General features: G+C 64.5%; 11 protein-coding genes. 5 read left to right on the plus strand and 6 right to left on the minus strand.

The window, feature by feature from the left end:
- The 3 genes from BR07_RS0119790 to BR07_RS0119800 all read right to left on the minus strand — a co-directional run.
- Window positions 1-1302, minus strand: a 1302-nt coding sequence (locus BR07_RS0119790) for an ATP-binding protein (RefSeq protein WP_027506986.1), incomplete at its 3' end; no start/stop codon positions are given.
- An 85-nt stretch (window positions 1303-1387) separates the two neighbouring features.
- Window positions 1388-2545: an iron-containing alcohol dehydrogenase gene (locus BR07_RS0119795; protein ID WP_027506912.1), complete on the minus strand. Its 1158-nt coding sequence runs from the start codon at window positions 2543-2545 to the stop codon at window positions 1388-1390.
- Between the two features lie 173 nt (window positions 2546-2718).
- A complete protein-coding gene (locus tag BR07_RS0119800; protein ID WP_155957115.1) occupies window positions 2719-3879 on the minus strand; it encodes a PucR family transcriptional regulator in 1161 nt (386 codons plus the stop codon).
- 125 nt (window positions 3880-4004) lie between these two features.
- Between BR07_RS0119800 and BR07_RS0119805 the strand changes: the two genes are divergently transcribed.
- From BR07_RS0119805 to BR07_RS0119820, 4 genes are read left to right on the plus strand one after another with little or no spacing between them, the layout of a single operon-like run.
- Window positions 4005-5060: an NAD-dependent epimerase/dehydratase family protein gene (locus BR07_RS0119805; RefSeq protein ID WP_051613616.1), complete on the plus strand. Its 1056-nt coding sequence runs from the start codon at window positions 4005-4007 to the stop codon at window positions 5058-5060.
- A complete protein-coding gene (locus tag BR07_RS26365; RefSeq protein WP_051613617.1) occupies window positions 5060-5824 on the plus strand; it encodes a hypothetical protein in 765 nt (254 codons plus the stop codon). Before BR07_RS0119805 ends, BR07_RS26365 begins: the two co-directional genes overlap by 1 nt.
- A 4-nt stretch (window positions 5825-5828) precedes the next feature.
- Window positions 5829-6731: a fumarylacetoacetate hydrolase family protein gene (locus tag BR07_RS25615; protein ID WP_051613618.1), complete on the plus strand. Its 903-nt coding sequence runs from the start codon at window positions 5829-5831 to the stop codon at window positions 6729-6731.
- On the plus strand, window positions 6728-8083 hold the full coding sequence (locus BR07_RS0119820; RefSeq protein ID WP_027506915.1) for an MFS transporter: 1356 nt from the start codon (window positions 6728-6730) through the stop codon (window positions 8081-8083). Before BR07_RS25615 ends, BR07_RS0119820 begins: the two co-directional genes overlap by 4 nt.
- 406 nt (window positions 8084-8489) lie before the next feature.
- Here the strand turns inward: BR07_RS0119820 and BR07_RS26370 are convergent, their stop codons facing one another.
- On the minus strand, window positions 8490-8990 hold the full coding sequence (locus BR07_RS26370; protein WP_231476451.1) for a TetR/AcrR family transcriptional regulator: 501 nt from the start codon (window positions 8988-8990) through the stop codon (window positions 8490-8492).
- Between BR07_RS26370 and BR07_RS0119830 the strand changes: the two genes are divergently transcribed.
- The gene (locus BR07_RS0119830; protein WP_231476452.1) at window positions 8989-10023 is read left to right on the plus strand and encodes an SDR family NAD(P)-dependent oxidoreductase; all 1035 of its coding nucleotides are present in this window, start codon (window positions 8989-8991) and stop codon (window positions 10021-10023) included. The genes BR07_RS26370 and BR07_RS0119830 overlap by 2 nt on opposite strands.
- Window positions 10024-10401: 378 nt before the next feature.
- Here BR07_RS0119830 and BR07_RS0119835 read toward each other — a convergent pair whose 3' ends face one another.
- Together BR07_RS0119835 and BR07_RS0119840 are read right to left on the minus strand one after the other, a co-directional pair.
- Entirely contained in the window at window positions 10402-11322 is a 921-nt protein-coding gene (locus BR07_RS0119835) for a ParA family protein (protein ID WP_231476453.1), read from the minus strand.
- A gap of 715 nt (window positions 11323-12037) precedes the next feature.
- The gene (locus tag BR07_RS0119840; protein WP_027506918.1) at window positions 12038-12235 is read right to left on the minus strand and encodes an excisionase family DNA-binding protein; all 198 of its coding nucleotides are present in this window, start codon (window positions 12233-12235) and stop codon (window positions 12038-12040) included.
- Between the last annotated feature and the right edge of the window lie 207 nt (window positions 12236-12442).

Below are 12442 nucleotides of genomic sequence, written 5' to 3' on the forward strand. Positions count from 1 at the left end.
GAAGTCCTCGTCCTGCAGAAGTCCCTGCAGGAAGCCGATGTTCGTCGAGACACCGCGGATACGGAACTCCGCCAACGCCCGCCGCGACCGCGCCACCGCGTCCTCGAACGTGCGACCACGGCAGGTGAGCTTCACCAGCATCGAGTCGAAGTACGCCGACACCTCCGCACCCAACGTCGTCCCGCCGTCGAGACGGATGCCCGCACCGCCCGGCGTCCGATACGCGGTGATACGGCCGGTGTCCGGGCGGAACCCGTTCGCCGGGTCCTCCGTCGTGATGCGGCACTGCATCGCCGCACCCCGGATCCGGATGTCCTCCTGCCGCAACCCCAGATCCGCCAGTGACTCCCCCGAGGCGATCCGCAACTGCGACTGCACCAGGTCGACATCGGTGATCTCCTCGGTCACCGTGTGCTCGACCTGGATCCGCGGATTCATCTCGATGAACACATGGTTACCGTCCCGGTCCACCAGGAACTCCACCGTGCCCGCACACGAGTACCCGATCTTCCGCGCGAACGCCACAGCGTCACTGCACAACCGGGCACGAAGCTCGTCCGAGATGTTCGGCGCCGGCGCCAGCTCCACCACCTTCTGGTGACGGCGCTGCACCGAGCAGTCACGCTCGAAGAGATGGATCACATCGCCGTGGGTGTCCGCGAGAATCTGCACCTCGATGTGCCGCGGCTCGACCACCGCCTGCTCCAGGAACACCGTCGCGTCACCGAACGCCGACTCCGCCTCCCGCGCCGCCGCCTCGATCGCCGCACGCAACCCCGACGGCTCCGCAACCCGCCGCATACCGCGGCCACCGCCGCCCGCGACCGCTTTGACGAACACCGGGAACGTCATCGACTCCGACGCCGCCACCAACGCATCGACGTCCGTCGACGGTTCCGACGACGCCAACACCGGCAACCCGGCATCCTTCGCCGCCGCGATCGCCCGCGCCTTGTTCCCCGTCAGCTCCAACACCTCCGCCGACGGACCCACGAACGTGATCCCCGCCGCCGCACACGCCGCCGCCAACTCCGGATTCTCCGACAGGAACCCGTACCCCGGATAGATCGCGTCCGCACCCGCACGCACCGCCGCGTCGACGATCAGATCCACCGACAGGTAGTTGCGCACCGGATGCCCCGGCTCACCGATCTCGTACGCCTCGTCGGCCTTCGTCCGATGCACCGAATTGCGGTCCTCGAACGGGAACACCGCCACCGTCTGCGCCTCGAGTTCGTACGCCGCACGGAACGCACGGATCGCGATCTCGCCGCGATTGGCCACCAACACCTTCGAAAACATCTGTACTACGCCCCTCTTCATGCCGACGTCAGCCGCGCTCACGCACTGGTCAGCTGCTCACACACGTTCAATCCACCCGTCGAGCTCAGAACACTTGCCGGTACAGCTCCTCGATCTGCTGCGCCGTGGGGACCACCGGGTTGTTGTTCGGCGAGCCCGAGGCGAGTGCCTGCTCCGCCATCAACGGGACGAGCTTCTCCCATTTGTCCGCATCGAGACCGTGTGTGCTGGGGGACGGTACTTCGACTGTTGCGCAGAGGTTCTCGATGTAGGTGACCAGCGCTGCCGAGGCCACGTCGTCGCTGTCACCCTCATGTGCGGCGCCGAGTTGCCGCGCGCACTCCGCGTACCGCTCCGGGGCGCCGGGGATGGAGAATGCGGTGACGGCGGGCAGCAGCATCGCGTTCGACAAGCCGTGTGCGACATGGAAGTGGCCACCGATGGGTCGGCTCATGCCGTGCACCAGGCACACACTGGCGTTGGAGAACGCCATGCCGGCCTGGGTGGATGCGGCCATCATCGCGGCGCGCGCCTCGGCGTCGTCCCCGTCGGTGTACGCGCGTACGAGGAACCGTCCGATGGTGCGCATGGCGTTGAGGGCCAACGCATCGGAGATCGGGTTCGCCTTCGTGCTGACGTACGCCTCGATGGCGTGGGTCAACGCGTCGACACCGGTGTCCGCGGTGAGGCGTGGCGGCATGGACATCGTGAGTTCGGGGTCGACGACGGAGGCGATGGGGAGGAAGGACAGGCCGGGGCACAGCATCTTCTCGTCCGACTCGCTGTCGGTGATGACGGTGAACTGCGTTGCTTCCGAACCGCTTCCGGCCGTGGTCGGGATGGCGATGATGGGCAGCGCCGGTCCGGTGTACGGGCCGGGTGCCTTGTAGTCGCGCATGACGCCGCCGCCCTTGCTCAGCACCGACAGTGCCTTCGCGGTGTCCATGGGGCTCCCGCCGCCGAAGCCGATGACGGCGTCCGCGTCGTGCGCTGCGACGGCGGCGACCCCGGCGGTGAGGGAGTCGGTGGTGGGGTCGGGAACCGTCTCGGCGAACAGCGCGCCGGTCTTGCCGGCGGCCGCGATGATGCCCATGACGCGGTCCGCTGCACCCGTGCTGACCATGAACTTGTCGGTCACGAGGAGGGGGCGCTCGACTCCGAGGTCGTCGAGTACCTGGCCGAGGTCCTCGACGGCGCCGGGTCCCATACGCAGGAAGCGGGGAAAGGAAATGTGAAAAGGCATGTCCGCCATCGTGTCGTGCGATTGAGCACCGGTCAAAGGGCAGTCTCGCCCGTTCGCGTGCACATGTGCACGCGCCCGTCATAGTGCGGCGGCCTCTCCCCTCGTTCAGCCTTAACGCGACGCCGTTCCGGCGAACCGCATCCTATTGGTCTGCGGCGCTACCCGTGGCCGGCTCAGGAAGCGTCGTCGAGCCTGTGGCGCGCGGCGAGATGCAGTTCGAGCAGATCCGCGAACACCAGCGGGTTACGGCCGGTCAGTTCGTGAATGCGCTTCGCCCGGAGCGCGACAGTGTTCACGTGCACGAACAACCGTGTGGCGGCACGTGCCTGCGAAAGGTTGCACTCCGCTAGAGCATCAAGGGTGTCCAGAAGTTGCGGTCGGTTCGACAAAGCTCCGATCCGGTCGTGGACGAACTCTCTGCGCGCTGCCGGGTCCGAGCACAGGAGGACATCGAGCAGGGCTTCCCGGTGATGCCACACACGATGGGCCTCACCGCTCCTACGGGCCACCTCGCGGACCTTGATCGCATGTCGATACGAGTCGTGGCCGGACCGCAGACTCGCAACCACGTCGCCCACGTAGGCACCGGTACAGTCACGGGCCTTCACCAGGTCGTTCAGCACTGCCTCCAGTGAGGACGGCGGGCGTCCGTCATCGGTCCGGAGGAACAGCACCACGAACCCGTCGCCCGCGCGGGAGATCACCGTCCCGGGCACGGACGCCTCCAACGCGGTGACTGCGCGCCGGCGAAAGCGCTGATCGGCCAGCGGGTCTGCGGTGTCAGCGAGGTCGAGGACGGCGCACACACAGGCGCGGTCCGACTCGATGTTCAACACGTCTGCCCACCGGTCGATGTCCGACTGCTCGACGGACAGTCCTCGTGTCAGCGCAGTGGTCAGCTCCTCCTCGGCTCGGGATCGGATCGCGTCGAGCGCCGACGACGCGTCGCGGTAGGAATCGATCATCGAGTTGGTCAGAGCGTCGAAACACGACAAAGCGCGCTCTGTGCGCGCCGTCTCGGCGGGTTCGGTCTGCGACCGCTGCACGTGCAGCAGAACCACACGTTCCGTGGATCGAAATGCCTGGATCACCGACTCCAGTGGCACACCCTGCCTGGCTCTGAGCTCGCCGAGCTCGCGTGCGTGGGCGAGTTCCGAGGAGCTCGGGTTGTCGCTGCGCTCGAGGCACCCCAACACCACGACGACGTTCATGCGAACGAAGTGCTCGAGTTCGGTGTGGTCGAACAGTTCGCTGGTGTAGCCGCGGTAGGTGTTCCAAATAAGATCGGACGCATCTCGGGTCAACACCTCGACCGTGCCTCTGAGTTCAGCCACAGGACCACCATACTGTGGGAACCCCACACTCACCGTGCGGTGAACAGTGGTGCATGCATCGGTGTCGGTCCGGCTCGTGTGCGACCACGCTATATGTCACAGGTCACATCACAGAAGGAGTGCAGATGAGTATCACCCAGGAGTCCCGTCCCCCGTCCGCCGCGTTCGACGGTGTCGACGCGATCGAGGACGCACTCGCCACGCCGTCGCCCGATCTGATCGAGGCGATGTCGACGATCGACGGCGACATCGTCGTTCTCGGTGTCGGAGGGAAGGTGGGTCCCAGCGTGGCGGCGATGGCCAAGCGCGCCGCCGAAGCAGCCGGTGTGCACAAGCATGTGTTCGGTGTCGCTCGTTTCACCGATCCGCGCAGCAGGGAGTTCCTCGAACGGAACGGCGTCGAGTGCGTAGCCGCTGATCTGACCGATGACGAGCAGCTGCAGAAGCTTCCGGACGCCGCGAACGTCATCTACATGGCAGGCCACAAGTTCGGTACGACGGGCAACGAATCGTTCACCTGGTCGATGAATTCCTATCTGCCGGGCCGTGTGGCGACGCGGTACCGCGACAGCAGGATCGTCGCGTTCTCCACACTCGTCACCTACCCGCTCGCCGATGTCACCACCGGGGGATCCCGCGAGAACGACCCGTCCGGCCCCATCGGCGAGTACGCCGCCTCGTGCGTCGGACGGGAACGCATCTTCGAGCACCACTCCAAGCAATTCGGTACGCCCGTCCTCCTGTTCCGGCTCGGGTACTCCATCGAGACGCGATACGGAGTACTGCAGGAGATCGCCCAGGCAGTCAAGGACGGCGTCGAGATACCTCTGGAAATGGGCCATGCCAGCGTCATCTGGCAGCGCGACGTCGCCGACTACGCCATCCGCTCACTGACACTCACGCAGTCACCCCCGAGACGGCTCAACATCACCGGTCCCGAGATCGTCTCGATCCGATGGCTCGCGCATCGGTTCGGTGAGAAGCTCGGGCGCGAGCCCATCTTCTCCGGACGCGAGACCGGGACCGCCTACGTCATGGACGGTTCCGCACTTCAGGCCGAGTTCGGTTTCCCCACGACCACGCTGTCCACGATGATCGACGCAGTGGCGGCGTGGGTCGCCGACAGCGGTGACACACTCGGCAAGCCCACCAAGTTCCAGCAGCGCCAGGGCCTGTTCTGATGACACAGCAGATGGACCGCGACGTCTCGTCCACCGCCGCCGCAGACGCACCCGACGGCGCACTGATCAACGTGATCGCGGTGGACCGCGCCGACCTCACCGAATTCGACAGTTGGTACTCCACCGAGCATTTCCCGGAACGGCTGGCAGTGAGTGGTTTCCGCACAGCACGGCGATTCGTCGAGCATCCGGACCGCGGCCGGCAGCTGGCGGAGTTCCTGTCGATCTACGAGACGGACACCGTCGACACCCTGACCAGTTCGGAATACCTCGCCGCACTGAACTCGCCGACACCACGCACCACGGCCGCCGTGGCACTGTTCAAGGAGAACGAACGCACCGTCGGTCGCCTTCGTCATCGCCGCGGAGTCGGCCGCACAGGCGACGTTCTGCTCGGACGCATCACCTGCAGTCCCGATGGCGCCGACGCGATCGTTCGGAACCTGGTCGACGTCGCCCGCTCGATCATCGACGACGGGGTCGCCGACGGAGTGACGATCTACGAATCCGACCCGGTCGCGACGTCGGCCAAGGACGACACCGCCGAGGGACAGGCCGTCGGCGACCGACGCCAGGCACCGGAAAACGAGTCCACCGTCTCGTTGTTCGTGATCGTGGAACGCCACGGATCACTCGAACCTGCACCCATCGACGCATTCATCGACACCGTGTCCGCACTGGGTTCACCCGCCCGGTGGTCGACCTACCGACTCGTGAGCGACCAACGGGCGACAACCCCGCCCACATCCCGAGAGGACAACTGAACCCATGCGTATCGCGAACCACGACGACCGCCTGACACTGCTGACCGCAGACGCCGCCATCGACGTCGCAACCGCCAGCGACGGCCTCTTCGATCACCGAATCGAACACATCTACGACAGGTGGGACGAGTTCGTCGCCTGGTGCCTCCAGCACGACTCCCACGCACCGTCGCACGACGCTGACGCCACAGGCACAGGAGAGCCGGCTGCCGGCGCCGTCAGTCCCCGACCGCGCCAGATCTTCGGAGTAGGCCTGAACTACGTCGACCACGCCGCCGAAGCAGGCTCCCCACTACCCGAAGTCCCGCTGCTGTTCACCAAATTCGCGTCCTCACTCGCAGGACCGAATGCAGACATCACGCTCACCGGTCCCAGCGTCGACTGGGAAGTCGAACTCGTGGTCGTCATCGGCCGCCGCTGCGACAAGGTGAACCGCGCCGATGCCTGGAGCCACGTCGCGGGTGTGACCGTGGGGCAGGACATCTCCGATCGCGACGTACAGCTGCAGGGGGCCAACCCGCAGTACAGCTTCGGGAAGTCCTTCGAGAACTTCGCCCCGATCGGCCCAGTCCTCGTCACACCAGACGAATTCGACGACCCGGACTCGCTCGCACTTCAGTGCTCAGTCAACGGAGAGATCATGCAGGACGGCACCTCGTCGAACCTGGTGTTCCCTGTCTCCGAGCTCGTCGAGTACATCTCAGCTCGCGTCACCCTCTTCCCCGGGGACCTCATCTTCACAGGTACTCCAGCAGGCGTCGGTCTGGGCCGCTCCCCGCAACGGTATCTACGCGCCGGTGACGTCATCGTCAGCACCATCGAAGGTATCGGTGAGATGACCAACACGGTGGTCGATCCCGTCCACGCGAGTGAGACCCCAGTCACGCACGCCGCGAGCGTCCGATGAGCACACCGGAAGTTTCCGACGCAACACTGCCCGCGGCGAAACTCAACGCCGAGAACGCCTACACACCACGAGAACGCAAAGTAGTCCTCACGTTCGCCATCATCGGCGCGCTGATCGAGAGCATGGAACTCAATCTCCTCAGCTACCCCCTGCGAGACCTGTCCAACTCGTTCGACGTGTCGACCCAAGCAGTGGTCACCGTGATCACCCTGCAGAGCATCGCGTCGATCGCCGGCGGCTTCATCTTCGGATGGACCGCAGACAAATGGGGGCGGCGCCCCACCTACGTCGCCTTCACCACCATCTACGGAACGCTCGCCATCCTCGGCGCCTTCCTGACCAACTTCGAACTGTTCACCATCACCCGCATCGTCGCCGGCATCGCGATGGGAGGTGCCTTCGGTGTCATCTTCGCGATGTTCACCGAGACCTGGAAGACCAAGAACCGCGGCCTGATGGGCAGTGTCCTTCAAGGCATGTTCATCTGCGGCACACTCATCACACAGGCAATCCTGTTCGCCACCATCACCTCGTTCGGATCGAACAACGGATGGCGTACAGGGTTCGTCATCATCGGCGCGATGAGCGTCGGCATCGGCGTCGTCGCCTTCCGCTCATTGCCAGAATCCAAACTGTGGCGCGCCGCCCGCGATGCCGACACCGCGCCCAGTCCACAACAGACCCACGTGGACGAATCGGACGAGCGGACCGCCACACCCGTGCCCCCGCCCACCGAACACAGGACACGCGTCATTTTCGGCGGGTTGATCCTCACCCTGGCCACAACCGGAATCTTCGCAGCGAGCTACTGCTACATCACATTCGGTCCCACCTACCTCCGCGAATACGCCGGCCTGTCACTCGGATGGTCGACCATCGTCCTGTCGATCGGAACCCTGCTCGGAATCGCTTCCTACATCACCTTCGGCGCACTCTCCGATCGAATCGGTCGCCGAGGCTCCACCTTCTGGTCCTGCGCTGTGGGCGTACTCGGGTTCGGACTGTTCCTGGCCATCGGGTCCGACACGGAAACACCGCAGGGAACAGGTGACACATGGACCGTCGCCACCGCCGCCCTCGCGGGCGCGGCAATCGGATACGCAGGATTCGGCGTCATCGGCACCTGGATCTCCGAGTTCTACCCCACCCGGTACCGGGCGCTCGGATCAGGCGCCACCTACTACGTCGCCCGAGGAGTGGGATCCGGCCTCTTCCCCCTCTTCGCACTCATGGCAGCGGACGGGAACGTGCACCGCGCAATGGGCTTCGGAATCATCGGCGCCATCGTCGGCATGATCGGATGCCTGTTCGTCCCGGACACGAGAGACAAGGTCATCACCACCGGCTCGTAGAAGTACTCGACACCCCCGGACCCGTCTCAGGCGTTCGGGGGTGCCGGTTTTGGCGGAGCCGACCCCGACTGTGTCTACAGCGGCCAATCGGTTCGACTGTCATCGCACCATGGTTCGCGAGGCTCCGGCCACCAGGCGCCGCCACCGCCATATGTCAGGCGAGTACGCCAGTCGAAGACGGCGACACCAGAAAACGAGGCCTCGGGTAGGCGTGCAGAACTTTGATGCCTGGATCAGCGGTCGCGCGACTGCCTGTGACCTCCCGCCGTGTCGAGTTGTGCGTGCACTCGGGTGGCGTGGTTCGCGCCGGCCTGCCGGGGTTCCCGATCCCGACCGACTGATCGTCCGGGGACGGGTAGGACACACATCGAGCCTGATTCCTGCTGAGCTCGCCAAGCGCTCGACATCATGTCGGCGCAGTCGAGTGAGAGTGGGTGATCTGCGTTTGCACGACCGGCAGTAGCACGTCCACGACGAGGTCGATGACGTCGTCGATCCGCTCGGAGGGCAATCGCCCGGAAACGATCAACGACCCGATACCCTCGGTCGTCGCAGTCAACATGTAGACCAACGCGCCGGGCGGACCCGATGCAGTGTCTCCGATCAATTTCCGACCCTCAGCGAAGAATCGCGCGGCAGCAGCATCTGCCGACGAATGTGCCACTCGGGCCTCTTTCGAGAACATCAGCTCGACCAGAGCACCGTTCGCGGATGCGAAACCGATATGTCCGCGTACGTAGGCCGACAATCGTTCGCGACTGGTGGTGCCGGTCGCGGCCTTGTTCAGGATCTCGGTCAGTTCCTCGAATCCTTCTGCGGCCACTGCATCGAGTAGAGCGTCGAGGTCGGCGAAGTGCCGGCGCGGAGCGGCGTGGCTGACTCCGAGTCGCGCAGCCAGACCACGCATGGTCACCCCGCGCATGCCGTCGGTAAGGAGGACCTGTCGTGCGGTGGTCAACAACTCAGCGCGCAACGATCCGTGGTGGTACGGGGACGGCATATCGTCAGCATACCCCGATGTATCCATTGACAACAAAGTATCTAGTGCCTACATTTCGATCATGGCACTTCTTCCTGACCTCACGACACTGTCCCGCCGAACCGTCCTCATCACAGGCGCCACCAGTGGAATCGGACGCGCCGTCGCCGATGCGGCCGCTGAACACGGCGCCAGGGTCATCCTCGCCGTGCGAAACCTCGAGGCAGGGCGCGCGGTGGCCTCGGCACTGGACGGAGGTCTCGATCGACACCTCGTAGCCCACGTCGACCTGGCCGATCTGAGCTCTGTACATCGGCTCGGCGCCACGGTCACCGAGCCGATCGACATCCTGGTCAACAACGCTGGTGTGTCGTGCCAGCGTCTCGAGCGCACCACCGACGGATTCGAGATGCAGTTCGGGACCAACCATCTCGGGCACTTCGCGTTGACGGCACTACTGCTGCCCCGTGTCAGCGGCCGCATCGTGACCGTCGCCTCTCAGGCGGAACGGGCTGCCCGCCTGGAGTTCGACGATCTGAACTGGACACGTCGTCCCTACCGCGCCTCGCGGGCGTACGCCGACTCCAAACTGGCGAACGTACTGTTCACAGCGGAACTCACACGCAGATTGCAGCAACAAAAATCACCGGTCACAGCGTTTGCAGCGCATCCCGGGTTGGTGAAAACGGCGATCTATTCCCGCACCGCCGATGACAAAGTGGGGTTGTGGGACCGGCTGGTTCCCGTCCTCGGGCAATCGTCTGCTGCTGGTGCGCAGCCGGTACTGCTCGCGATGACCGCTGATTTACCTTCGGGAACCTTTACCGGTCCCCGGCACTGGGGCCACATGCGCGGGGCTGCGCAACCTATCGGCAGGTCCGCGCGTGCCCGCAATCACGATCTGGCGAGGCGCCTGTGGACGATGTCGGAGGACATGACGTCGGTCTCGATGCCGACGTGAGCACCTCACCTTTTGTTAACGGGCCCGACAACCGGCGTTGCCATAGCGAGCTACCGAACGAGCGGCCCCCGCTGAAGCGGCCCACTTCTCTGTGCGAACGGCCTGCCCTCGTTGTGGGTGGCCTCCAGATAGTCGACGTATCGCTCTACCGCCTCTGCAGCAAGGTCGGATGGTCCGCGAGGTGCTCCCGGTGTAGCAATCAGCGCTTCGGCCGCATTCAGAAGCCGCTCACTGGTCTCGACGTAGAAGTAGAAGGTCCGCTTGGTCTTGGCTGGCTTGTCCCCCGCCGGTGGAGCTGGAGCAGCGGCGGCCGTACCTGAAGCCACCTCGGACACCGGGTCAAGTGGGCTCGAGTTGCCCAGGCTGCTCTTCAGACGCTCAGGACGAACCATGGCCGACACCTTCCATGAGCAACTCCGACGTGCGGCGGTAGATGCTCGCCAGATTGCGGGCGTCCGTCGTCCCCCAGTCGAGCAGACTGGTCTGCGCCTCGGAGGAATCCTTCAACACGACCCGCTTGGGTACAGGGTCGCCAACGATCGTGATGCAGTCGGCGATCTCCGCCAGTTGCTCGCGACCAGCGATGGTGTTGCGTTCGTGAAGGTTGATGATCGCTCCCACCAGCTCCAGCGTCGGGTTGTAGCTGCGGCGCACCACGTCGATCGTGCGTCGTAGCCGTGCCAGACCGTTCGCGGAGAAGAGCGCGGACTGACTGACCACGAGTGCTCGCCGGGCTGCCACCAGAGCATTGATCGTCAACAGGTCCAAACTCGGCGGGCAGTCGATCACCACCAGTCCATACTTCGGAGCGAGTGGCTCCAGCGCATCGCGGAGTCGCCGCTCGCGTCCTGCGCCGCCGAGAATCAGCTCATCCCGCACGAAGGCGAGCGATTCCGAGTTCGGGTCGGTGGCGACCAGATCCACACCATCCCAGATGGACGGCGCCACGACGTCGGCGAGGGTGGCGGCCGACCGGTCCGACAACGCGTCCGCCATCCCTGCGTCGCCAGGTGCCGGCTCACCGGCATTAAGCACGGTGCTCAGGTTGCCCTGTGGGTCCATGTCCAGTGCCAGAACTCGGTGGCCGGAGCGACGGGCAGCATCCACGATGTGGAAGGTGGTCGTCGTCTTGCCTACGCCACCCTTTTGGTTGCAGAACGCGATCACGTTGTGTGGCATGTGTGTCCTCTCATGTGTCGGGATTTCGAAGAAAGAGACTTCCCGTACCCGCAATACCTGCAATACGGGTGAGGAAGGAAAGTAAGTGATGGAGAAGTGGCGGCGCGTACCTCCATACATGCCACCCCAGTGAAGAGTCCGATACCGGTAATGACCGACTGGGACGTGACACCCGCACGGGACGTAATACCAGCAATGCCACCATCACTGGGGTAGCGGTCGATGGTGACAACACCGCCGATACTGCAATCACTGGTAACTCTCACTGTTGTCAACGAACGCGCACCGGAGTCGACCGTTGGCCGGATCCACAGATTCGGTCTCCGAGCAGTGAACCTGAAAACTGTTGGTATGGAGCGTGGTCCCGTCTACTTCATCGGACTACGTGCTGCTACGCCCGAACCCCCCAGGGGTGACCCCCAATGTCCGCACCCACGTTGTCCGCTCCACGCCCTCTGGCCCCGCACCCGGATGGGCGCGTGGCTTTCGGTATCGCCACGTCATCAATGATCAGTCGACGGCATGGTGCCCGGGGCCGGTCTCCGGGGATCGCTACAGGGTGCACAGTCAACGGCGGCAGGCTGGTTACCGTCGGGCTCTGCCAGAGAACGACGGACGCGGGCATAAAGGGTGCCCAGCGTTCAGCACCATCAGCCGAATAGCTGATGTGCGGCTCGTCCCGTCAATAATCATCATTGAAGGACGAGCAGGAATGACCTAAGGTCGAATGCAAGAACCTCCGATCTGATGCGAGGCGGTTTGGACGCCCTCGGCCTCGGTGCTGGTAACACCGAGTTGCGCCGGGGGCGTCGTTTTGTTCGGGGCGTACCTCAGCTCATGCGACATCCGTCGACAAAGAAGCCTGCGCCTCGAGGCGTTCGATGTACTCGTCGATCGCGGTATCCGGTATGAGGCGGCGCTTGCCTACCTTGATGCTTTTGATCTCACCGGATGCGAGCTTGTTGAAGAAGTTGGACCGGCCCAAGCCGGTGCGGTCCATACCCTCTTGCACGCTGAACAGCTGTCTCGTCATGACACCCTCCGCTGCGTTGATTCACCACATCCGTTCCGCTGAATACGGTGCGTCCACGTGGTTCCACCACCAACTAGCGGACGCGTGTAATCACCGCAAGAGAACCAGCAGAAGGCGGTACAGTGCGTGTTCATGACGCAAAGCTGGGCCCAAGCGATCGTGGATCGAACGGGGGCCGAGGTCCGCCGGCTCCGGACGTCGGCGACC

The organism is Rhodococcus sp. UNC23MFCrub1.1 (assembly GCF_000686025.1).
Lineage (GTDB): Bacteria > Actinomycetota > Actinomycetes > Mycobacteriales > Mycobacteriaceae > Rhodococcoides.

Bases quoted from the DNA above. Each gene is read 5' to 3' on its own strand.
- BR07_RS0119795 (WP_027506912.1), bottom strand. From the start codon at position 2,545: ATGCCTTTTCACATTTCCTTTCCCCGCTTCCTGCGTATGGGACCCGGC.
- BR07_RS0119805 (WP_051613616.1), top strand. From the start codon at position 4,005: ATGAGTATCACCCAGGAGTCCCGTCCCCCGTCCGCCGCGTTCGACGGT.
- BR07_RS26365 (WP_051613617.1), top strand. From the start codon at position 5,060: ATGACACAGCAGATGGACCGCGACGTCTCGTCCACCGCCGCCGCAGAC.
- BR07_RS25615 (WP_051613618.1), top strand. From the start codon at position 5,829: ATGCGTATCGCGAACCACGACGACCGCCTGACACTGCTGACCGCAGAC.
- BR07_RS0119820 (WP_027506915.1), top strand. From the start codon at position 6,728: ATGAGCACACCGGAAGTTTCCGACGCAACACTGCCCGCGGCGAAACTC.
- BR07_RS0119830 (WP_231476452.1), top strand. From the start codon at position 8,989: ATGGTCACCCCGCGCATGCCGTCGGTAAGGAGGACCTGTCGTGCGGTG.
- BR07_RS26370 (WP_231476451.1), bottom strand. From the start codon at position 8,990: ATGCGTGGTCTGGCTGCGCGACTCGGAGTCAGCCACGCCGCTCCGCGC.
- BR07_RS0119835 (WP_231476453.1), bottom strand. From the start codon at position 11,322: ATGTATGGAGGTACGCGCCGCCACTTCTCCATCACTTACTTTCCTTCC.
- BR07_RS0119840 (WP_027506918.1), bottom strand. From the start codon at position 12,235: ATGACGAGACAGCTGTTCAGCGTGCAAGAGGGTATGGACCGCACCGGC.